This window comes from Rhodococcus gordoniae (genome assembly GCF_001646655.1).
GTDB classification, from domain to species: domain Bacteria; phylum Actinomycetota; class Actinomycetes; order Mycobacteriales; family Mycobacteriaceae; genus Rhodococcus; species Rhodococcus gordoniae.
This window is the reverse complement of sequence record NZ_LPZN01000004.1, coordinates 35,260-57,637: the sequence shown is the minus strand read 5'-3', so window position 1 is coordinate 57,637 and position 22,378 is coordinate 35,260. Positions and strand designations below refer to the sequence as shown.

At 67.5% G+C, this 22,378-nt stretch carries 19 protein-coding genes and 1 tRNA gene; 13 read left to right on the top strand and 7 right to left on the bottom strand.

The genetic code is table 11. The annotated features are described in order from the left end of the window. Genes A8G18_RS04095 through A8G18_RS04085 form a run of 3 tightly spaced genes read right to left on the bottom strand, consistent with a single transcriptional unit; the run spans window position 1 to window position 2,889 of the window. Window positions 1-711 (bottom strand): type 1 glutamine amidotransferase, encoded by a 711-nt coding sequence (locus tag A8G18_RS04095; RefSeq protein WP_064062830.1) that lies wholly within the window; start codon window positions 709-711, stop codon window positions 1-3. Beyond that, window positions 704-1,957: a Mur ligase family protein gene (locus tag A8G18_RS04090; RefSeq protein ID WP_064062829.1), complete on the bottom strand. Its 1,254-nt coding sequence runs from the start codon at window positions 1,955-1,957 to the stop codon at window positions 704-706. Before A8G18_RS04090 ends, A8G18_RS04095 begins: the two co-directional genes overlap by 8 nt. After that, entirely contained in the window at window positions 1,852-2,889 is a 1,038-nt protein-coding gene (locus A8G18_RS04085; protein ID WP_064062828.1) for an EamA family transporter, read from the bottom strand. Before A8G18_RS04085 ends, A8G18_RS04090 begins: the two co-directional genes overlap by 106 nt. Before the next feature lie 71 nt (window positions 2,890-2,960). Between A8G18_RS04085 and A8G18_RS04080 the strand changes: the two genes are divergently transcribed. Continuing rightward, window positions 2,961-3,857, top strand: a complete 897-nt coding sequence (locus A8G18_RS04080) for a LysR family transcriptional regulator (protein ID WP_064062827.1) — start codon at window positions 2,961-2,963, stop codon at window positions 3,855-3,857. A gap of 180 nt (window positions 3,858-4,037) precedes the next feature. On the opposite strand, the gene leuA is transcribed toward A8G18_RS04080, so the two are convergent. Further along, window positions 4,038-5,849 carry a 2-isopropylmalate synthase gene (leuA, locus tag A8G18_RS04075; RefSeq protein ID WP_064062826.1) on the bottom strand — a complete coding sequence of 604 codons (1,812 nt, stop codon included), beginning with the start codon at window positions 5,847-5,849 and terminating at the stop codon, window positions 4,038-4,040. A 421-nt stretch (window positions 5,850-6,270) separates the two neighbouring features. On the opposite strand from leuA, the gene A8G18_RS04070 reads away from it, so the two are divergent. The 10 genes from A8G18_RS04070 to A8G18_RS04025 all read left to right on the top strand — a co-directional run bounded on the left by A8G18_RS04070 (window position 6,271) and on the right by A8G18_RS04025 (window position 18,262). After that, window positions 6,271-7,536 carry an aspartate kinase gene (locus A8G18_RS04070; protein WP_016932516.1) on the top strand — a complete coding sequence of 422 codons (1,266 nt, stop codon included), beginning with the start codon at window positions 6,271-6,273 and terminating at the stop codon, window positions 7,534-7,536. A gap of 2 nt (window positions 7,537-7,538) precedes the next feature. Then, on the top strand, window positions 7,539-8,600 hold the full coding sequence (locus A8G18_RS04065; protein WP_064062825.1) for an aspartate-semialdehyde dehydrogenase: 1,062 nt from the start codon (window positions 7,539-7,541) through the stop codon (window positions 8,598-8,600). A 139-nt stretch (window positions 8,601-8,739) separates the two neighbouring features. Next, entirely contained in the window at window positions 8,740-9,318 is a 579-nt protein-coding gene (locus A8G18_RS04060) for a TetR/AcrR family transcriptional regulator (protein WP_064062824.1), read from the top strand. Then, window positions 9,315-10,820 carry a flavin-containing monooxygenase gene (locus A8G18_RS04055; RefSeq protein ID WP_064062823.1) on the top strand — a complete coding sequence of 502 codons (1,506 nt, stop codon included), beginning with the start codon at window positions 9,315-9,317 and terminating at the stop codon, window positions 10,818-10,820. Before A8G18_RS04060 ends, A8G18_RS04055 begins: the two co-directional genes overlap by 4 nt. Beyond that, window positions 10,817-12,529, top strand: coding sequence for an FAD-dependent oxidoreductase (locus tag A8G18_RS04050; protein ID WP_064062822.1), 1,713 nt, complete (start codon window positions 10,817-10,819; stop codon window positions 12,527-12,529). The genes A8G18_RS04055 and A8G18_RS04050 overlap by 4 nt, the downstream gene beginning before the upstream one ends. Next, window positions 12,522-13,154 carry an acetoacetate decarboxylase family protein gene (locus A8G18_RS04045; protein WP_064062897.1) on the top strand — a complete coding sequence of 211 codons (633 nt, stop codon included), beginning with the start codon at window positions 12,522-12,524 and terminating at the stop codon, window positions 13,152-13,154. Before A8G18_RS04050 ends, A8G18_RS04045 begins: the two co-directional genes overlap by 8 nt. Window positions 13,155-13,259: 105 nt before the next feature. Next, a complete protein-coding gene (locus A8G18_RS04040; protein ID WP_064062821.1) occupies window positions 13,260-13,694 on the top strand; it encodes a Fur family transcriptional regulator in 435 nt (144 codons plus the stop codon). Between the two features lie 94 nt (window positions 13,695-13,788). Next, complete coding sequence (locus A8G18_RS04035) at window positions 13,789-15,249, top strand: catalase (RefSeq protein ID WP_064062820.1); 1,461 nt, start codon at window positions 13,789-13,791, stop codon at window positions 15,247-15,249. 355 nt (window positions 15,250-15,604) lie between these two features. Then, window positions 15,605-16,438 (top strand): metal-dependent hydrolase, encoded by an 834-nt coding sequence (locus A8G18_RS04030; RefSeq protein ID WP_016932507.1) that lies wholly within the window; start codon window positions 15,605-15,607, stop codon window positions 16,436-16,438. Between the two features lie 75 nt (window positions 16,439-16,513). Next, window positions 16,514-18,262 (top strand): cholesterol oxidase substrate-binding domain-containing protein, encoded by a 1,749-nt coding sequence (locus A8G18_RS04025; RefSeq protein WP_064062896.1) that lies wholly within the window; start codon window positions 16,514-16,516, stop codon window positions 18,260-18,262. Between the two features lie 10 nt (window positions 18,263-18,272). On the opposite strand, the gene A8G18_RS04020 is transcribed toward A8G18_RS04025, so the two are convergent. Next, a complete protein-coding gene (locus A8G18_RS04020) occupies window positions 18,273-18,794 on the bottom strand; it encodes a YdcF family protein (protein WP_064062895.1) in 522 nt (173 codons plus the stop codon). A gap of 367 nt (window positions 18,795-19,161) precedes the next feature. Here A8G18_RS04020 and A8G18_RS04015 point away from each other — a divergent pair, with 367 nt between their 5' ends. Next, a complete protein-coding gene (locus A8G18_RS04015; protein WP_064062894.1) occupies window positions 19,162-20,655 on the top strand; it encodes an amino acid permease in 1,494 nt (497 codons plus the stop codon). Between the two features lie 52 nt (window positions 20,656-20,707). Here the strand turns inward: A8G18_RS04015 and A8G18_RS04010 are convergent. Both A8G18_RS04010 and A8G18_RS04005 read right to left on the bottom strand, forming a co-directional pair. Next, window positions 20,708-20,781, bottom strand: a tRNA-Pro gene (locus A8G18_RS04010). 54 nt (window positions 20,782-20,835) lie between these two features. Then, window positions 20,836-21,789 (bottom strand): metallophosphoesterase, encoded by a 954-nt coding sequence (locus A8G18_RS04005; RefSeq protein ID WP_016934634.1) that lies wholly within the window; start codon window positions 21,787-21,789, stop codon window positions 20,836-20,838. A gap of 66 nt (window positions 21,790-21,855) precedes the next feature. Between A8G18_RS04005 and A8G18_RS04000 the strand changes: the two genes are divergently transcribed. Then, a complete protein-coding gene (locus tag A8G18_RS04000) occupies window positions 21,856-22,332 on the top strand; it encodes a GatB/YqeY domain-containing protein (RefSeq protein WP_064062819.1) in 477 nt (158 codons plus the stop codon). The last annotated feature ends 46 nt before the right edge of the window (window positions 22,333-22,378 follow it).

The following is a 22,378-nucleotide window of genomic DNA, read 5'->3' as shown; positions in this document are numbered from 1 at the left end:
TCAGGAGCGCAACCGTTCCTGCCGCAGCAGATCGACCTCGGGGAGGTCCAGCGGCGGCAGGGAGTCCACGCCCAGAGCGCGCATGAGGAGGTGATCGGCGAGCTCGGGGTTGCGGGCGAGTACGGGACCGTGCAGATACGTGCCGATCACCGAGCCCTGCACGGCACCTTCGAGTCCGTCGCCCACGCCGTTGCCGACACCGCGGTCGACGCGGCCGAGCCCGATGGCATCGGAGCCGAGAGTCGTTCCACCGCGGTGGTTCTCGAATCCTGTCAGCGGCTGGGTGAGGCCGGCGAGGGCGGGCCGGATGACGATCTCGCCGATCGCGCGGGTCTGCTGCGGCGAGGTGGTCGCATCGAGGATGCCGACGCCGTCGACACGTTCGCCGGAGGACGTCTCGTACCAGTGGCCGAGCACCTGGATCGCGGCGCAGATCGCGAGCACCGGCGCTCCGCGCTCGGCTGCACGCTGCAGTCCCGGGTAGCGCTGCAGGTGCCGCGTGGCCAGCCGCTGTGCCGCGTCCTCCGCGCCGCCGAGGGTGTAGAGGTCGAGGGACTCGGGGACGGGATCGTTCAATCCGATCTCGACGACCTCGGCGTCGTGACCGCGCATCCGCAGTCGCTGGCGCAGCACCAGGGCGTTGCCGCCGTCGCCGTAGGTGCCCATCACGTCGGGCAGGACGAGTCCGATGCGGACGGTCGACTCAGACATGGGCAGCTCTCCTGGCAATGGCGGTGTTGAGATCGCGGAACGCGGTGTAGTTGGCGAGCACCTCCACACGGCCGGGAGGGCACGAGGCGATGGCCTTCAGCGGATCCGGCACCAGCGTGTGCTCGACCCCCGCATAGGTCAGACGGACCGCGAGATCGGTGCCGCGTTCACCTGCGGCGACGACCTGCACGCCCTCGAAGTGCTCGAACCGCACGTCCCACAACCACGACAGGTCCTCGCCGTCCGGCACCTGACCGTTGACGGCGATGACCAGACCGTCGACGGTCGGATCGATCATCGACAGGGCCTCCTGCCAGCCGGCGGGGTTCTTCGCGAGAAGCATGTGCACCGAATGCGGCCCGACCTGCACCGTCTTGTAGCGGCCGGCGACCTCCTCCACGACCGCTGCGGCCGCGACGGCCTTCTCCGGATCGGCGCCGAGGGCCACGGCGGCCGCAACCGCCTGGGCGGCGTTCCCGCGGTTCGCGCGGCCGGGGAGGGTGAGCTTCAGCGGGAGGACGAGACCGTCGGGTCCGTGGAGGTTCTCGTCGTCGACCCACCAGTCGGGTGTCGGGCGCGCGAAATCGGAGCCCGTGCTGTACCAGTGGTCGCCTTCACGGACGATCGGTTCGCCCGAGCGCGGGCAGCTCACCGAGTCGTTGGCCCAGCCGGCTCCGGCGGCGACCCACACGACGTTCGGGTTGTCGTAGGCGGCGGACGTGACGAGCACGTCGTCGCAGTTCGCGACGATCACGGCGTCGGGATGCCGCTTCAGGCCCTCGCGCAGCTTCCGCTCGATCATGTTGATCTCACCGACCCGGTCGAGCTGGTCGCGGCTGAGATTGAGCAGCACGATCGCTCTGGGTTCGAGGGAGTCGGCGACGTGCGGGGTGTGGAGCTCGTCGACCTCGATCGCGGCGAGCGGCGCCCGGAGGTCGGTGGCGAGAGCGGCGACGATCCCGGCGTCCATGTTCGCGCCGTCCGCCTGGGTGACGACCGAATCGATCGTCTCGAGAGCGGCGGCCGTCATGCGTGTCGTCGTGGACTTGCCGTTCGTCCCGGTGACGAGCACGGTCTGCCGGCCGTGGCCGAGCTGCTTCATCAGTGCCGGATCGATCTTCAGGGCGACGAGCCCTCCGATCATCGAGCCCTTACCGCGTCCGGCCTTCTGGGACGCCCACGCGGCGGCCCGGGCTGCGCGTAGTGCGAGCCGTCCACGTGCGGTGATTCCTGTGCTGGTTCCCACGTCGGCGAGTGTTCCACAGGCACGGGAGCGTTGTGTCGCCGGAGGAGCGTCCTGCTCGTCACACTGCCGTGGCCACCCTGGGCGGCGAGGGCTCCGACGACGACGATCACACCGCCGATCAGCGACGACGGCGCCGGTCGCTCACCGAGCGTGATCCATGCGACGGTGAAACCTACGACCGGCACCATGAGGGAGAGCGGCGCCACGGTCCCGGCGGGATAGCGCGACAGCAGCGAGGCGTAGATCCCGGTACCGGCGATCGTGCCCGCCAGCACGACGTAGGCGAGTCCGGCCAGTGCCAGGCTCCCGTCCACGGTGGTGACGGCGGTACCGAGGGTGGACCACGCCTGCGGGCCCTCGACGAACCAGGAGACCCCGAAGAACGGGAGCACGGGCACGACGCACATCCACAGCATCAGGCGCATGGGGTCACCGGCGCCGGCCTTGCGGGTCCCGATGTTGCCGACCGCCCACGACAGTCCGGCGAGCAATGCGAGGGTCATGGGTATCAGGCTCGCGTCCGCGGCGCCCTGTCCCACGGCGACGATCACCATGCCGGACACGGCGACCACGAGACCGGCGAGACGGATGCCGTCGAGCCGTTCGCGCAGGAACAGCGCGGCGAGCAGGACCGTGAAGGGCGCTGACGACTGCAGTACGAGGGACGCGAGGCCGGTGGGTAGACCGGCCTCCATCGCCCAGAAGAGGAACGCGAACTGGGCGAAACCGAATCCGGCGCCGTACAGCAGGAGCCAGCGCAGCGGAACAGCGGGTCGCGGCACGAACAGCACCACCGGGACGGCGATGACCGCGAAGCGCAGACCGGCGAAGAAGAACGGAGGGAAGTGATCGAGACCCATCCTGATCGCGAGGAAGTTGCATCCCCAGAGCACCACAACAGTGAGAGCGAGCAGACGGTCCCGGAACGACATGCATCGATTCTTTGCTCAGGAAACAATCAGATCAAGCGAATGTTTCTGAAGAGATCGTGTAATTTTTCTACATGGATGTCGCGCGCATGCGGATTCTTCGCGAACTCGCCGACCGCGAGACGGTGGCCGCGACCGCTGCGGCCCTGTCGATGACGCCGTCGGCCGTGTCGCAGCAGCTCAAGGTGCTCGGGCGGGAGGCGGGAGTTCCGCTGCTCGAACCGGACGGTCGCCGGCTACGGTTCACCGACGCGGGTCGTGCGCTGGTAGTGCGCGCCGACGAGGTGCTCGACGCCCTCGACCGAGCGACCGACGAGATGGCCGCCTACGCGCGGTCGCCTCGCGGGCGGGTACGCGTGGCGTCGTTCCCCTCGGGGGCGGCGCTCCTGCTCCCGGCCGTGCTCGAAGCAGCCGAAGCGATCGGTGTCGAGCTGGACGTGAGCGACGAGGACGTCCCTGCCTCGGCCGCACCCGCTCTGCTCGCCGACTACGACGTGGTGCTCACCCACCGCGACGAGCGATCGGCGCCGCTGTCGGGACCCCGCCTCCATGTCGAGACGCTGATGCGTGAACCGATCGATCTCGTCCTGCCGTCCGGGCACCGCCTCGCGTCGCAGGAACGCGTGCGGGTCGACGAACTCGCGGGGGAGAGCTGGATCAGTGTGCGGGGTGGTTTCCCCGTCGACGACGTGCTGCTCTCCGTCGCCGCGGTGACAGAAATACGGCCGCGAGTTGCGCACCGCATCAATGACTTCCGTGTCATCGAAGAGCTCGTGGCGGCGAGTCGCGGGGTGGCGCTGCTGCCCCGGTACTCGGTGCTGCACCCGGCGCTGGTGCGGCTGCCGTTGGCCGGGGTGCGCGCGGCGCGGATCTACGAACTCGTCACCCGTCCGGGCGCGGCGCGACGACCGGCCGTGGGCGCGGTGCTCGACAGCTTCCGTGCCGCCGCGGCGCGGAAGCTGTCGACGTGAGAAACGACGCGATCGTGCGGGTCGGGCGAGCACCCCGGCCTTCAGTGCATCGAACTCGTCCCGGTCGATGACACCGTCGTCGAGCAACTGTCGATGTCCGGATGAACTGCCGGGGTGAAATCCCGGACAACGACGAATGCGGTGGCCCCCGAAGGGGCCACCGCATTCCTGTCGGAAGGGTCAGCGGTGCGAACGGTTCACCGCGGAGACCACCGCGCGCAGCGACGCCGTGGTGATCGACGGGGCGATACCCGCGCCCCACACCAGCGTGGTCGTGCCGTCGGGACGCGTGACGTCGGCCTCGACGTATGCGGCGGCGTTGGCGTCGTCGCCGGCGGACATGGCGTGCTCGGCGTAACCGCGGACGGCCACCCGGTAGCCCAGCGACTCGAGGGCATCGACGAAGGCCGCCAACGGGCCGTTGCCGGTACCGGAGATCTCCTTCTCCACGCCGTCGACCACGAGCACAGCGGTGATGGTGTCCTCGCCGTCGTCGGTCTCGGCTGCGGTGACCTTCTGCCGGATGCGTTCGAGCGGCGTGACCGGAGCCAGGTACTCCTCGTGGAAGATGTCCCACATCTCCTTGGGACTGACCTCGCCACCTTCGCCGTCGGTGACCTTCTGCACGGCCTGCGAGAACTCGATCTGCAGACGTCGCGGCAGGTTCAGGCCGTGGTCCTGCTTCATGATGTACGCGATGCCGCCCTTGCCGGACTGCGAGTTCACGCGGATCACGGCCTCGTAGGTACGGCCGACATCCTTCGGGTCGATGGGCAGATACGGCACGGCCCAGGTGTGGTCGTCGACGTCGACGCCGGCGGCCTCCGCGTCGACCTTCATCGCGTCCATACCCTTGTTGATCGCGTCCTGATGGCTGCCGGAGAAGGCGGTGTAGACCAGGTCGCCGCCGTAGGGATGGCGCTCGGGGACGGGCAGCTGGTTGCAGTACTCGACGGTGCGGCGGATCTCGTCGATGTTCGAGAAATCGATCTGCGGGTCGATGCCGCGGCTGAACATGTTCATGCCCAGGGTCACCAGGCACACGTTGCCGGTGCGCTCACCGTTGCCGAACAGGCAGCCCTCGATACGGTCGGCGCCGGCCTGGTAACCCAGTTCGGCCGCCGCGACACCGGTGCCGCGGTCGTTGTGCGGGTGCAGCGACAGGATGATCGAATCGCGCTTCGCCAGGTTGCGGTGCATCCACTCGATCGAATCGGCATACACATCGGGCGTGGCCATCTCGACCGTTGCCGGCAGGTTGATGATGACCGGGTTCTCCGGGGTCGCGCCGAGGGTCTCGACGACCGCGTCGCAGACCTCCTTGGCGTACGACAGTTCGGTTCCCGTGTAGGACTCGGGGGAGTACTCCCAGCGCCAGTTCGTGTCGGGGTGGTTCTTCGCCTCCTCGAGCACCAGTTCGGCCGCGTCGGTGGCGATCTTCTTCACCGTCTCCTTGTCGGCCCGGAACACCACGCGCCGCTGCAGGATCGACGTCGAGTTGTAGAAGTGCACGATCACGTTCTGTGCCCCGGCGCAGGCCTCGAAGGTGCGCTTGATCAGTTCGGGACGGGACTGCGTCAGGACCTGGATGGTGACGTCGTCGGGAATCGCGCCGTCTTCGATGATCTCGCGGACGAAGTCGAAGTCGGTCTGGCTCGCGGACGGGAAACCGACCTCGATCTCCTTGTACCCCATGCGCACGAGCAGATCGAACATGCGCCGCTTGCGAGCGGGGCTCATCGGGTCGATCAGGGCCTGGTTGCCGTCGCGCAGGTCCACGGCACACCAGGCGGGAGCGCGATCGATGATCTTGTCGGGCCAGGTGCGGTCGGGCAGCGAGACCGGCTCGACCTCCTCGGCGAACGGCCGGTACCGGTAGGCCGGCATCGACGAGTTCTTCTGCTTGTTCCACGACGGCTGGTCGGCCGGGCCCGGCTTGCTCGGCGGCGTGATGGTGCGCGAGCCGGAGGTGAAAGCGTCGGCGGGTGACATGACGTAACTCCAAAGAGAAAAAGGGACCTGTAGGCCCAGATCGAATATCGACCGGCGCGTCGAAACCCCGCGACGGGAAGCCGGTCTGGTCAGATCCCGCCGCGGCGGCCGAGGAGAAGCACGCGCTGCATGTGGAGAAGTGTATCGCGACATCCCCCACAGCACCCAAGTGGCACCGCCCACACCCGACCGGATCGCCGGCTCGTGACCCGATCGATACACACTCGCCGGACATGACGGGTGATCGGCGAGTCGATGGGATCGTGCCCCGTTCATCCATCCCCGGCCCACGGAATCGGACCTGTACTTCGCCGCGTCCCTGTTGCACACGACACTTTCCTGAGACGCCCCGGGGCGACGAAAGGCACGGTCGGTAAGCTGGGCCACTGGACTTGTTCCCGAAACTCGGAGGTTGGCCAGCGTGGCACTCGTCGTCCAGAAGTACGGAGGATCCTCGGTCGCGACGGCCGAGCGGATCCGGCGCGTCGCTGAAAGGATCGTCGAGACCAAGAAGGCGGGCAACGACGTCGTGGTCGTCGTCTCGGCCATGGGAGACACGACCGACGAACTCCTCGATCTCGCGCAGCAGGTGTGCCCGGTCCCGCCGGCCCGCGAGATGGACATGCTCCTCACCTCCGGTGAGCGCATCTCCAACGCCCTCGTCGCGATGGCGATCCACTCGCTCGGCGCCGAGGCCCGGTCGTTCACCGGTTCGCAGGCGGGCGTGATCACCACGGGCAGCCACGGCAAGGCGAAGATCATCGACGTCACCCCCGGCCGTGTGCGCACCGCCCTCGACGAGGGCAGCATCGTGCTCGTCGCCGGCTTCCAGGGTGTGAGCCAGGACAGCAAGGACATCACGACTCTCGGTCGTGGCGGTTCGGACACCACCGCCGTCGCACTCGCCGCCGCGTTGAAGGCCGACGTCTGCGAGATCTACACCGACGTCGACGGCGTGTTCACCGCGGACCCGCGCATCGTCAAGGACGCTCAGCGACTCGAGAAGGTCTCGTTCGAGGAGATGCTCGAGCTCGCCGCGTGCGGCGCGAAGGTTCTCATGCTGCGGTGCGTGGAGTACGCCCGCCGCTACAACGTGCCCGTGCACGTTCGTTCGTCGTACACCACCAAGCCCGGCACCATCGTGTCCGGATCGATGGAGGACATTCCTGTGGAAGAGGCCCTGATCACCGGCGTTGCGCACGATCGCAGCGAAGCCAAGATCACCGTCGTCGGAATCCCCGACACTCCCGGTTACGCCGCCAAGGTGTTCCGTGCCGTCGCCGACGCCGAGATCAACATCGACATGGTGCTGCAGAACATCTCGAAGGTGGAGACCGGCAAGACCGACATCACCTTCACCTGCCCGAAGAGCGACGGGCCGCGTGCGGTCGAACTGCTCACCAAGCAGCAGAGCGATATCGGCTTCACCCAGGTCCTCTTCGACGACCACATCGGCAAGGTCTCCCTCGTGGGTGCCGGTATGAAGAGCCATCCCGGTGTCACGGCCAAGTTCTGCGAGGCTCTCGCCGGCTCCGGTATCAACATCGACCTGATCTCGACCTCGGAGATCCGCATCTCCGTGCTGGTCGACGACAACGAACTCGACGACGCCGTGCGCGCGCTGCACGCGGCATTCGAGCTCGGCGGCGACGAAGAAGCCGTCGTGCACGCAGGAACGGGGCGGTAACAATGACCACCGATCACGCGAGCCGGGCGACGGGGACGACCGTCGCAGTCGTAGGTGCCACCGGTCAGGTCGGCATCGTCATGCGCACTCTGCTCGAGGAGCGCAACTTCCCCGCCGACACGGTGCGGTTCTTCGCGTCGGCCCGCTCGGCCGGCAAGAAGCTGCCGTTCCGCGGTGAGGAGATCGTCGTCGAGGACGTCGCCGCGACCTCCGACGAGGATCTGAAGGGCATCGACATCGCGCTGTTCTCGGCCGGTGGCACCCTCTCCAAGGAGCAGGCGCCGCGGTTCGCGGCGGCCGGTGCGATCGTCGTCGACAACTCGTCGGCGTGGCGCAAGGATCCCGAGGTCCCGCTCGTGGTGAGCGAGGTCAACCCGGAGCAGGTGAAGAACCCCCCGAAGGGCATCATCGCCAACCCGAACTGCACCACCATGGCTGCGATGCCGGTGCTCAAGGCGCTGCACGACGAGGCCGGGCTCCAGCGCCTGATCGTGTCGAGCTACCAGGCCGTCTCCGGTAGCGGCCTGGCAGGCGTCGAGGAACTCGTCGGCCAGGTGCGTGCCGTCGCCGACGAGGCCGACAAGCTCGTCCATGCGGGCGACGCGGTCGACTTCCCGGCCCCGAAAAACTACGTCGCCCCCATCGCGTTCAACGTGGTGCCGCTCGCGGGTTCGATCGTCGACGACGGATCCGGTGAGACGGACGAGGACCAGAAGCTGCGCAACGAGTCGCGCAAGATCCTCGGTCTGCCCGACCTGCTCGTGTCGGGCACGTGCGTACGTGTTCCCGTCGTGACCGGTCACTCGCTGTCGATCAATGCCGAGTTCGAGCGGCCGCTGTCGGTCGAACGTGCGCAGGAACTGCTCGCGAACGCGCCGGGCGTCCGACTCGTGGACGTGCCCACCCCGCTCGCGGCAGCGGGTGACGACGTCTCGCTCGTGGGTCGTATCCGCCAGGACCCGGGTGTTCCGGAGGGGCGCGGTCTCGCGCTCTTCGTCTCGGGCGACAATCTGCGCAAGGGTGCTGCCCTGAACACGATCCAGATCGCGGAGCTGCTCGTCTAGCGATCTTCCGAGCTTCTCGACGGAGCGGGCGGACCTCTTCCGGGTCCGCCCGCTCCGTCGATTTTCGGGTGACCTGCACTCCGGACGTTATTTACAAGCAGTCTGGACTGTTTGTTGTTTTCCCATTACGCTTCGGAGCGTGATCGAGGACACTGCGCCGAACGGTAGTCGGACCCAGGCGGAACGCACAGCCGCGACGCGAGGCAAGCTGCTCGACGCTGCGGTCGACTCGCTCGTCGAACACGGTTACTCGGGCACCAGCACCCAGGGCATCGCCAAACGTGCCGGAGTCTCGCGAGGCGCCCAGCTCCACCACTTCCCGACGAAGGAGAGTCTCGTCGTCGCGGCGGTCGGGCACCTCGTCGACAAGCGACTGCGGGAGATCCTCGAGACGCGGCCCGACCCGGAGCACGGCTTCGAGGCCCTCATGGATGCCTTCTCCGGGCCGCTCTTCGCCGCGGCGCTCGAACTGTGGGTCGCGGCACGGACCGATCCCTCCCTGCACGAGGCCATGATCCCGCTCGAGCGCAAGGTCTCCGACGCTCTTCGCACCGGATGCCTCCAGATCATGGGCGACCGGGTCTCGCCCGACCACATCGACCTCAGCATCGAAATCGCCCGAGGCTTCGCCGTCTCGGCCCTGATGCGTACCCCCGAATCCGATCGAGAATTCCGGGAGCGCCTGCTCCCGGTCTGGAAGGCGCTGGTGATGAAATGAGTCTCGCACTGCTTCCCGATCACGTGCACACGCTCGTCGTCGGCGCGGGCTTCGGCGGTATCGGTATGGCCGCAACGCTGTTGCGCGAGAACCTCGATGCCGACGTCCTCGTCCTCGAGCGCGGTGACGATGTCGGTGGAACCTGGCGTGTGAACACCTATCCCGGTGCCGCATGCGATGTTCCGAGTGCGCTGTACTCGTTCTCCTTCGCGCCCGAACCCGACTGGTCGCGAGCGCACGGCACCCAGGAGGAGATCTACGCGTACCTCCGCCGCGTCGCCCGTGAGCAGGGTGTGACCGACCGGACGATGTTCGGATGCGAACTGCGTGAGGCGCAGTGGGATGCCGAGCGTGCCGTGTGGCGGATCTCCACCTCCCGCGGCGATCTGACCGCCGACGTGCTCGTCGCGGCGACCGGCACTCTCTCCACGCCCGTCCACCCGAAGGTGCCCGGACTGGACTTGTTCCGCGGCAAGAAGTTCCATTCGGCCGAGTGGGATCACGACCACGACCTCACCGGCGAGCGTGTCGCCGTCATCGGTACGGGAGCCTCGGCCGTCCAGTTCGTGCCGGCCATCGTCGATCGCGTCGAACACCTCACGCTGTTCCAGCGCACCGCCTCCTGGGTGATGCCCAAGCACGACCACGTCATCGCGCGGTCGGTCCGCACGCTCTACCGGCGTCTCCCCGTCACCCAGAAGATCGTGCGCGCAGGGGTCTACGGGCAGAAGGAGATCTACGTCGTCGGAATGACGAAGCCTTTCGCCCGTAAGTACTTCCTGCCGCTGTTCGAGGTTCGGGCCCGGCAGGTACTGCGCAGGAGCGTGCGCGATCCCGAACTGCGCAGGCGTCTGACACCGGACTTCGTGATCACCTGCAAGCGGATCCTCCTGTCCAACGACTGGTTCCCCGCCATCACCCGGCCGAATGTGGACGTCGTGTCCTCCGGTCTGGCGGCGGTCACCGAGAACGGTGTCGTCGACGACGACGGCACCGAATACCCCGTCGACACGATCATCTTCGGCACCGGTTTCACGCCGACGGAACCGCCAGTCGCGCACCATATCCGTGGGAGCGACGGCCGCACTCTCGCCGAGACGTGGGACGGCAGTCCGTCGGCCTATCTCGGGATCACCGTGCCCGGCTTCCCGAACCTGTTCCTCATGTACGGACCCAACACCAACCTCGGTCACAGCTCGATCGTGTACATGCTCGAATCGCAGGCCGATTACATCTCCGACGCGCTGCGCACGATGGAGCGCCGGGGAATTGCAGCCGTGGAGGTGCGCGACGACGCGGTGCGCCGTTACACCGCCGACCTCGATCCGGCACTGGACGACACGGTCTGGAACCAGGGTGGCTGCAGCAGCTGGTACATCGACGAGAAGGGCCGCAACTCCGTGATGTGGCCGACCTTCACGTGGCAGTACCGGGCGCGGACCAAGCAGTTCGACCCGGAGAGTTACACCGAGCACCGAGCGACGGGAGGGGCGAGCGCATGACCCGCTACGACGTCCTCGTCATCGGATCCGGATTCGGCGGCAGCGTTGCAGCACTGCGCGCCACCGAGAAGGGTTACACGGTGGGAGTTCTCGAAGCCGGACGGCGCTTCGAGGACGACGAGCTGCCCGAGACGAGCTGGCGGCTGCGCAAGTACCTGTGGGCGCCCCAGCTGGGGTGCTACGGGGTGCAGCGTATGCACCTGCTGCCGAACGTGCTCGTCATGGCCGGTGCGGGTGTGGGCGGCGGGTCGCTGAACTACGCCAACACCCTGTACAAGCCCCCGACGCCCTTCTTCCGCGACCCGCAGTGGGGTCACATCACCGACTGGGAAGCGGAACTGACGCCCTACTACGACCAGGCGGCCCGGATGCTCGGGGTGCGCCCCAACCCCGGCACCACTCCCGCCGACGAAGTGATGCGCCAGGTCGCCGAGGAGATGGGTGTGGGCCACACCTACACGACCACCCCGGTCGGTGTGTTCTTCGACGAGCCCGGCAAGACGGTTCCCGACCCGTTCTTCGGCGGAGCGGGCCCCGACCGCACGGGATGCACCGAATGCGGCAGCTGCATGACGGGTTGCCGTGTGGGAGCGAAGAACACGCTCGTCAAGAACTATCTCTACCTCGCCGAGAAGGCCGGTGCGCACATCCACGCACTCACCACGGTGACCCGTGTGGTGCCCCGTCCGGGCGGCGGATACGAGGTCCACACCCGCAGCACCGACGGGATCAGGAAGCAGCACAAGGTCTTCACGGCCGACCAGGTGGTGGTCGCAGCCGGTACCTACGGTACGGCTCGCCTGCTGCTCGCGAGCCGGGAGACGGGTGATCTTCCGAACCTGTCGCCTGCTCTGGGCACCGTGGTGCGGACCAACTCCGAGGCGGTGCTCGCCGCGACCGCGCAGGATCGTGTCGTCGACTACACGCAGGGCGTGGCCATCACGTCGTCCTTCCATCCCGACGACCACACGCACATCGAGCCGGTGCGGTACGGCAAGGGCAGCAATCTGATCGGCCTGCTCCAGACGCTGCTCGTGGACGGTGGCACCCGTATGCCGCGACTGCTGAGGTTCTTCGGTGTCGCCGCGAAGAATCCCGGTGCCTTCCTCCGCTCGCTGTCGGTGCGGAACTGGTCGGAGCGCACGGTGATCGCCCTGGTCATGCAGACCGACGACAACTCGCTCGAGCTCGCGACGCGCCGCACGCCGGTCGGCCGGGGACTGACCGGCAAACCGGGGCCGGGCACCCCGCCCCCCGAGTGGATCCCGGTGGGCCACGAGGCGGTTCGCCGCGTCGCCGACAAGATCGGCGGTGACGCCGGTGGTTCGATCGCCGACCTGTTCGACATCCCGATGACGGCGCATTTTCTCGGCGGCTGTGCGATCGGGGATTCACCGCGTAGCGGCACCGTCGATCCGTATCTGCGCGTCTACGGGCACGAGGGGCTGCACGTCGTCGACGGGTCCGCGGTGAGCGCCAACCTCGGCGTGAACCCGTCGCTCACCATCACCGCGCAGGCCGAGCGTGCGATGGCGCTGTGGCCGAACAAGGGGCAGAAGGACAACCGGCCGCCGCTCGGTTCCGCGTACGAACCCGTGCAGCCCGTCCGGCCCGTGCGACCGGCCGTGCCCGTCGATGCTCCGGCGGCGCTGAGGCTCCCGATCACCCCCGTGCGAAAGGAGAGCACCCGTGCTCTGGACAGTGCCTGAGAGCAGGGACGACCGCACCGAGTACCCGGTCTCACCGCCGCCGCCCTGGCCCGCCGCCGTGCGGGCCACCCTGTGGTGGCATCGCAGCACGCCGGAGGCCGCCGAATACGGCCCGACCGGGCCGACGCTGCCCGTCACGCTCGCGATGGCGGTCGATTATCTCGACTCTCCGGTCGGACCGTACCGCGAGGTGCTCGCCAGTCCGGTTCTGCGTCGCGGCCTGATCCCGGCGATGGCGGTGCCGTTCATCGCCGTCGATTCCGAGCCGTCGGTGCACGGAGGTCGCGAGCACTGGAAGCTGCCGAAGGTGCTTGCGAAGTTCGACGGAGACGTCCTCGGCGACTTCTCCGCGACCGGCGCGCGGTGGAGTGTCGCCACGTCGACCGTTCCGAAGGGGCCCGAACTGCCGATCGCGGGTGGGCTGACCTTCGCCCAGCCGATTCCCGGTGGTGCGGTCCGACGCGCCACGGCCCGGCTGCGGGGCAGGTTCCGCTATGCGCGGGTCACCGTCGCTGCGGAGGGGCCGACGCTGAGCCGCTGGCTGCGCCCGGGCACCCACCACGGCATCGTCATCACCTCCGGGCGGATGTCGACGGGCCGGTCGCGGGTCGTGCACCGGGTGTAGGTCACCGGGTGTCGTGCGTGCGCTGATGGACCTGGTGTTCGGTCCACCGGCGGCCGCATCGATCCTTTTCTTGACTTATTCCAGAAAAGGGGCATACTTGGGGTCGTGCAACAAGGACGCGAGGATCACTTCGACCCCCAGGAGCAACTGCGCTCCGTGGGTCTGCGGGTGACCGCTCCCCGCGTTGCCGTACTGAGAACCGTTGCCGAGCATCCCCATTCGGATGCAGACCGGATCGCCGCACATGTGCGCGACGAACTCGGTTCGGTGTCGACGCAGGCTGTGTACGACGTACTCAAGGCATGCGTGGGGAACGGGCTGCTCCGCCGGATCGAACCGGCCGGTTCGCCCGCACGGTACGAGACCCGCATCGGCGACAACCATCACCACCTCGTGTGCCGCGCATGCGGCACGGTCGTCGACATCGACTGCGTCGTCGGGGCAGCGCCCTGTCTGACGCCGTCCGACGACCACGGCTTCGTCGTCGACGAAGCGGAGGTCACCTTCTGGGGCCTGTGCCCCTCCTGTCGCGAGAACTAGCTCCCGCTCACTTCGCCGGTGGCCCGGCTCGCCACGGGTCGAGCTGCCGGGTTCGTGTCCCGAGAACCCGAACCCACGTATTCGGAGGTCATCCATGACGAACACCCGTTTCACCACGAACAACGTCGGTATCCCCGTCGCGAGCGACGACGAGTCGCTGACCGCCGGCGCCCAGGGCCCGATCCTGCTCCACGACCACTACCTTGTCGAGAAGCTCGCGCACTTCAACCGCGAGCGCGTACCCGAGCGCGTCGTGCACGCCAAGGGCGCCGGTGCGTTCGGTGAGCTCGTCGTCACCGAGGACGTCTCCGCCTACACCAAGGCCGAGCTGTTCCAGCCCGGTGCGACAACCGAGATGCTGGCCCGCTTTTCGACCGTCGCCGGTGAGCAGGGCAGCCCCGACACCTGGCGCGACCCGCGTGGCTTCGCCCTGAAGTTCTACACCGAGGACGGGAACTACGATCTCGTCGGCAACAACACCCCGGTCTTCTTCATCAAGGACCCCATCAAGTTCCCCGACTTCATCCACTCGCAGAAGCGCCTGCCCGGCTCCGGCCTGCGCGACCACACGATGCAGTGGGACTTCTGGACTCTGCGTCCCGAGACGGCGCACCAGGTCACCTGGCTGATGGGCGACCGCGGCCTGCCGCGCACCTGGCGGCACATGGACGGCTTCGGCTCGCACACCTACCAGTGGATCAATGCCGCCGGTGAGCGCTTCTGGGTGAAATACCACTTCAAGACCGACCAGGGCATCGAGTTCCTCACCCAGGCCGAGGCCGACCGCCTGGCCGGTTCCGATCCCGACTACCACCGCGCCGACCTGTACACGGCGATCGAGCGCGGCGAGTTCCCGAGCTGGACGCTCCACGTGCAGATCATGCCGGTCGCGGAGGCGGAGAACTACCGGTTCAACCCGTTCGACCTGACCAAGGTGTGGTCGCAGAAGGACTACCCGTTGATCAAGGTCGGCACCATGACCCTGAACCGCAACCCGCGCAACTTCTTCGCGGAGATCGAGCAGGCCGCGTTCGCGCCGTCGAACATCGTGCCGGGCATCGGTTTCTCGCCCGACAAGATGCTGCTCGGCCGCGTGTTCTCCTACGCCGACGCCCATCGCTACCGCATCGGCGTCAACCACGCACAGCTGCCGGTGAACTCCGCGAAGGCCGCCCGTGTCGACTCCTACAGCAAGGAGGGCAGCATGGCCTACACCTTCGGCGACCCGCAGACGCCGGTCTACGCACCGAACAGCTTCGGCGGCCCGCACGCCGATCCCGGGCGGGCCGGTGACGAAGGCCTGTGGGACTTCGGAACCGAGGCCGTGCGTGCGGGATACGTGCAGCACCGCGAGGACGACGACTTCGCCCAGGCGGGCACTCTCGTCCGCGAGGTGATGGACGACGCGGCACGTGAGCGGCTCGTGAACAACATCGTCGGTCACGTCCTCGGCGGTACCTCGGAGGCGCTCTACGAGCGGATCTTCGAGTACTGGCGCAATGTCGACGAGGAACTCGGCAAGCGGGTCGAGGCGGGCGTGCGCGCCGGAGCCTGATCCGTCGCCGGGGGAGCCGGCGGGATCAGAGGAGCCCCCACCAGTAGATCAGCGCTGCCAGCGCCAGCACGATCAGCGTGGTATCCATGTCGCTCTCCCTCCGGACCTTCGGTCATGCGCCGTTCGCGGCGCCGACGGTACAACTCCATCTTCCTCGCGGACGAGGAATCCGGCACGGATGACAGGGCCGTCCACCGCTCCGGGGGGCGGCCCCGTCCGTATCCGGGCACGATATCGCTCGTTCGAACATGCGTGTGACAGCTGTGTCGGCTGTGGTTGTTAGGTTGGAGACCCGGACCGGCGGTGTCCCCGTCGGGGCGGGTCCGCGGCCGTTCTTCGAAAGGTGTTGCCCGACATGGTGATGGGTCCTACCCATGCAGTTTCCGGAGCGCTGGTGGGGCTCGTCGTCGCCGATCTGCTTCCTCCCGACTGGGGTGCGCCCGCGTCCACCGCGGAGACCTTCGCCTTCGCGGCGGTGTGCTCGGGGGCGGCCCTGCTGCCGGATCTCGACACGGCACAGTCGACGGTCGCGAGGTCGTTCGGGCCTGTGAGCCAGATCTGCGCCAAGGGCGTCGACGCGGTCTCGCTCGGTTACTACTCGCTCACCAAGGGAAGCCGCGACCGGAAGCGACGTGGCGGGCACCGCACCATGACGCACACCGCACTGTTCGCGGCGCTGCTCGGCGCCGGAGTCTCGGCACTCGTCGCGAGCTTCGGCAGGGAAGCGATCATCGGGGTCCTGTTCGTCACCCTCGGTCTCGCTCTGCGGGGACTGTTCGGGTCGTGGGCCAACAAGCGCGGGTGGGTGATCGTCACCCTGAGCGCTGCGGTGCTGTCGATCCTGTCGTGGACGTGGTTCCCTCAGGAGGTCGCATCGACGGGCCTGGGTGTGGCGGTGGCCCTCGGGTGCGCCACGCACTGTCTCGGTGATGCCATCACCAAGGAAGGCATCCCCTTCCTCGCGCCGTTCGTGCCGTGGCGCGGGTCGCGCTGGTGGGAGATCAAGCTGCCCTCGGTCTTGTCCATCCGTGCGGGCGGCCCGTTCGAGCTCGGCATCCTCGGTCCCGCTCTGACCGTGGCGGCGGTCGCGATGGGGATCTGGTCGGTCGACGGCGCTCCCGAACACATCCTCGGCACGCTGGAGGCGTCGGGACTGTCGTTCTGGAGCGAGGGCGGCGCAAACCGGTAGCAGTACTGGAACGAAAAGAGAACTTGTTCTATTTTTGCGGAGTCCGTGCCCGCAGAACAGAACGGAACCTGCCCCGTGAGCGATCGAGCCTCAGGCCCCACACTCAGCCGTCGCGGTCTTCTCGGAGCGGCCGCCGGAGCCGCTGTCCTCGCAGGCACGGGATGGACTCTCGCAGGTGCGGTGCCACTCGGCGACCCGGCCGCGACCATCCCGGCGCCACCGGATTTCCCGGCCGACATCCCGCTCTCGCAGCAACAGTTCGTCAACTGGGCGAAGACCATCCGGTTCGACGCGGTGTGGACCGCGACCGCGCGCACCGCCGACGACGTCGTCCGCCTCGCCAACTGGGCACACGTCCACGGCTTCCGCATCCGCCCTCGTGGATCGATGCACAGTTGGAGCCCGCTCACCCTCGAAGCCGGCCAGGACATCGGCAACGTCGTGCTGGTCGACACCATGTCGCAACTGAATCAGGTCGTCGTCGACTCCGCCGCCGCACCTCCGCGCGTGACGGCAGGCGGCGGGGCGAGCATCGAAGCGATCCTCACCGCGCTCGAAGCGCACGGACTGGGCTGGGCCAATTCGCCCGCCATCGGCGACATCTCCATCGCGGGCGCGCTGTCGATCGGAGCCCACGGCGCCACCTATCCCGCAGCGGGGGAGACGGTGATCCCGGGCCAGTCGTTCGGATCCCTCTCCAATCTCGTCCTGGCCCTGACCGCCGTGGTGTGGAACCCGTCGGCCGGTGCCTACGAACTGCGCGAATTCCGGCGTGCCGAACCGGAGATCGGACCACTGCTCGCCCATCTCGGACGCACCTTCGTCACCTCGGTGACCCTGCAGGCCGGGGCGAACTACCGGGTGCGCTGCCAGAGCTTCACCGACATCCCGTGGCGCGAACTGTTCGCGCCGCCCGGCTCGCCGGGACGCACCTTCGAGCGCTACGTCGAGGAGCACGGGCGGGTCGAGGCGATCTGGTTCCCCTTCACCGAGACACCGTGGCTCAAGATCTGGTCGATGTCGCCGGAGAAGCCCGCCGCCTCCCGCGAGGTGCGGGGCCCGTACAACTATTTCTTCTCCGACAGCCTCCCCGAAGAGCTCACCGACCTGCTGGGGCAGGTCGTGCGCGGCGCCCAGGGCGTCACACCGGCCTTCGGCGCATCACAGTTCGGTGCGGTGGCGGCGGGGCTCGCCGCGACCGGCACGAGCGACCTGTGGGGATGGTCCAAGGACCTGCTGTTCTACCTCCGCGCGACGACCCTGCGGGTCGTCGCGGGCGGGGGCGTCGTCGTGACCCGGCGCGACAACATCGCCCGCGTCATCAACGAATTCACGACGTGGCTGCACGAACGGATGACGCACTACGCCTCGCAGGGGCAGTACCCCGTCAACATGCCCTTCGAGGTGCGGCTGTGCAAGATCGACGACGTCGACGAAGTGCTCGTCGACGCCGCCGGAGTGCCCGACCTGTCGCCGGTGCGCCCTCGTCCCGACCGGCCCGACTGGGACACCGCGATCTGGCTCAACGTGGTCTCCATCCCCGGAACCGTCGGAATGCCGGCCTTCTTCCGGGAGATGGAACAGTGGATGGCCGCCCACTACTCGGGCGACTACGCGACGTTCCGGTCGGAATGGTCGAAGGGGTGGGCTTTCGACGAACAAGGCGGCTACCGCGATCCCGGTTTCCTCGGGAGCACGGTGCCGGCCATGTACCGCACCGGGGTGCCGTCCGGGCAGGGCTGGGACGCCGCGCTCGCGGCCTTCGAACGGCACGACCCGCATCGAGTGTTCAGCAACCGGTTCCTCGACCGCTTGCTGCCCTGATCGTGCGACGTCAGCATCCCGTGTGCGAGAAGGCCCGCAGGTAACCCGCGGTCTGATAGGCGTACGCCCACGCCCAGTACGACAGGGCGATGTCGCCGGGGCTGGCGGCCATGATGAGTTCGCCGTCGAAGCAGCGCTCGAGGATGAAACGCGCCCGGGAGACGTGTGGCACGAATGTCACGACGATGACGCTCTTCCAGTCGTGCTGCTGGGCGAGACGGCTCAGTTCCATCGCCTCACCGCGCGTGGTGGGTGGGTCCGGTTCGAAGCACGTGACGGAAAATTCGTAGCGCGGGTGGTTGCAGAGGTCCGTCAGCCAGACATCTTCCGCTCCATTGGGATTCGACACGACGACCTGGGGCGCGAAGCCGTCGAGCGCGAGTTCGAGCGCATAGGGGTAGCGCTCGTATATCGCTCCGCCGAGGACGAAGATCGCATCCGCTCGGCGGTACGGACTCAGGTTTTCGATTTCGATCTGCGGGGCCACGTAGACGGGCACGCCCGCGGCGACGAAGGCACACACGGTGAGCAGCAGGAGGACGGCGAGCCACCGTCGTCGGGAGCGGCGCCTGGTCGTCAGCGTGGAACCACCGGAGTTATCCGGCGTGTTCTCCCGGGAGGCCCTGTGTCGTCGCGTCATCCGCCGATTTCCGTCCCCCCGACCGGAGCCGGGACGTCTCGCGGGTGCACTGCCGCGTTTCAGTCTAAGTGAGACAAGTCTGTTTTCACCTCTGAAACAAACTCGAAGAACTTTTACGAAGGTGCGACGTCCGTATTTCCCGTGGAGAGGCATCGATCCGGGAGCGAGCGGCATATTCTGCTCATACACCCTGCGACAGGGCGGCCGGCCACTTCGGTTCGTGCCCGAAGCGGTGGGTTCCTTCCGGGAGAGGATCGCGATGACTCGGATCGGTAGGCCCCCCAGGACCGGACTGCTTCGCGCCAAGTCGGTGGAGCAATCCATCCGCGACACCGACGAACCCGATTCGAGGCTGCGCAAGGATCTGACCGCCTGGGACCTCATCGTGTTCGGAGTCGCAGTCGTCATCGGCGCCGGCATCTTCACGCTCACCGCCCGGACCGCGGGCAACGTCGCCGGCCCGTCGGTGTCACTGGCCTTCGTCTTCGCGGCGATCGCGTGCGCCCTCGCCGCCCTCTGCTATGCCGAATTCGCCTCGACCGTGCCTGTCGCCGGAAGCGCCTACACCTACTCGTTCGCGACCTTCGGGGAATTCGTCGCGTGGATCATCGGATGGGACCTCATCCTCGAATTCGCCCTCGCGGCGGCGGTGGTCGCGAAGGGGTGGTCGCTCTACCTCCACGAGGTCATGACCGTGTCCTCGAGCTTCACGATCGGGCCGGTGAAAGTCGACTGGGGTGCGATCCTGATCGTCGCCGTGATCGGCGTGCTGCTCGCCACGGGTACCAAACTCTCGTCCCGGGTCTCGTTGGTCATCACGTCGATCAAGATCGCGGTGGTGCTGTTCGTGGTGGCTCTCGGCGCCTTCTACATCAAGGCCGAGAACTATTCGCCGTTCATCCCACCCTCGGAAGCCGGCGACACCGGTGACGGACTGCATCAGTCCCTGTTCTCGTTCGCCACCGGCGCAGGAGGCAGCACCTTCGGCTGGTACGGGCTGCTGGCCGCAGCCAGTCTGGTGTTCTTCGCGTTCATCGGATTCGACGTCGTCGCCACCACGGCCGAGGAAACGCGTCATCCGCAGAAGGCGGTGCCGATCGGCATCCTCGGCTCGCTCGCGATCGTGACGGTGCTGTACGTGGCCGTCAGCCTCGTCCTCACCGGCATGGTCGACTACACCGCCCTCGAAGGGGACGAGTCGACGCTGGCGACAGCGTTCGCGCTCAACGGGATGGACTGGGCCAAGAACCTGATCTCGATCGGTGCCCTCGCGGGTCTGACGACGGTCGTGATGGTGCTGATGCTGGGTCAGACGAGGGTGTTGTTCGCGATGGCGCGGGACGGACTCGTGCCACGCGGGCTCTCCCACACGGGCAGTCGAGGAACCCCGGTGCGCACGACGGTACTCGTGACGGTGGTCGTCGCGCTGCTCGCGGGTCTCGTGCCGCTGGGCACGCTCGAGGAGATGGTCAACATCGGCACGCTCTTCGCGTTCGTACTCGTGTCGATCGGTGTGATCGTGCTGCGGCGGACACGACCGGATCTCGAACGCGGGTTCCGGGTGCCGCTGGTGCCGCTGGTCCCGATTCTCGCGGTGATCGCGTGCGTGTGGCTGATGGTGAATCTGTCCGTCGAGACATGGCTGCGTTTCGTGCTGTGGATGCTCCTCGGCCTGATCATCTACTTCGTCTACAGCCGGAACCACTCCGTCCTCGCGACCCCGTCTCGGGTTCGCACCGACCCGCAAACGTAGTCAGGGCACCTTCTCCGTGAGGAGAAAGTGCCCTGACGAGTTCTTCCACGAGTCGGGGTGGCGGGATTCGAACCCACGACCTCTTCGTCCCGAACGAAGCGCGCTACCAAGCTGCGCCACACCCCGTATTGAACCTCGGTCAGCTTACAACACGAGCCCGCAGAAGATTAAATCGGCTGGTCAGCGACGTAACCCTGCGCGCTCTGCCGCGTCGCCACTGGTGTGCTGCGTGGTGTCGCGCGAGGCCGGAACGAGGGTCAGCAGGGTGGCCTCCGGACGACAGAAGAACCGCGCGGGAGCGAACGGCGACGTGCCGATGCCCGCGGAGACGTGCAGTCGCATGTGAGCGCCCCACCGCGACGCGCCCTTCACCCGCGACCGGTCGATTCCGCAATTGGTCACCAACGCGCCGTAGAACGGCAGGCACAGCTGACCACCGTGGGTATGGCCCGCGAGAACGAGGTCGTAGCCGTCCTCGGCGAAACGGTCGAGCACCCGCGGCTCGGGGGAGTGCGTCATGCCCAGCCGCAGATCGGCCGACGGATCGGCCGCACCGGCAATCGTCTCGTACCGGTCGCGGTCGAGGTGCGGGTCGTCGACACCGCCGACAGCGATGCGCACACCCCCCACCTCGATGTCGCGGCGCACATGTGTCATGTCCTGCCAGCCCCGCTCGGTGAACGCCGCGCGCAGGTCGCCCCACGGCAACGGAGGACCGTAGACCCGGTCGTGGTTCTTGTCGAAGTAGGCGAGCGGGTTCTTCAGCACGGGAGCGAAATAGTCGTTGCTCCCGAAGACGAACAGACCCGGGCGGGCGAGAAGCCCGCCGAGGGCCTGGACGACGGCCGGAACGGCCTTCGGGTGCGAGAGGTTGTCGCCCGTGTTCACCACGAGATCGGGCTCGAGGCTGTCGAGCTCACGCAACCAGTTCTGTTTGAGCTTCTGGTCGGGAGTCATGTGCAGGTCGCTGATGTGCAGCACCCGCAGTGTCGACGCGCCGGGTGCGAGCACCGGCACCGTGACCTCGCGAAGGGTGAACGCATTCCGTTCGATCAGCGTGGCGTAACCGAGGCCGAGAGCGGCGGCGCCGGCAGCACCGAGGGTTACACGGCGAATTGCAGACAGGTCAGGCACTTCTCCAGCGTACCGCCGTGTGTGGTCACTGCACGCGGTTCGCTTGCCCCGCGTAGCGTTTCCGGCATGAGCAACACCACATCCTCCCTCGAATCCAGACTGCGGACAGACCTGACGGCTGCGATGAAGGACAAGGACAAGCTGCGGACCGAGACGCTCCGGATGCTGCTGGCGGCGGTCCGGAACAAGGCGGTGGCAGGCAAGGAGGCACGTGAGCTCTCCGACGACGACGTGCTCGAGGTTCTCGCGAAGGAGTCGAAGAAGCGCGGCGAGGCTGCCGAGATCTACACCGAGAACGGACGCGGCGAGCTCGCGGCCAAGGAGCACGCCGAGGCGCGGATCATCGACGAATACCTGCCCACGCCGCTGACCGATGCCGAACTCGTCGACGTCGTCGACACCGCACTCGCGCGCGTCGCCGAGGAACTCGGAACGCGTCCGGGCCCGAAGAACATGGGCCAGGTGATGAAGGCCGCCACCGAGATCGCGGCAGGAAAAGCCGACGGCAAGCGCTTGTCCGCAGCCGTTCGTTCACGCCTGTAGCCGGACGGCCGTGCAGTTCTCGCGGGCCTTCACCAGGAAGGGGCGA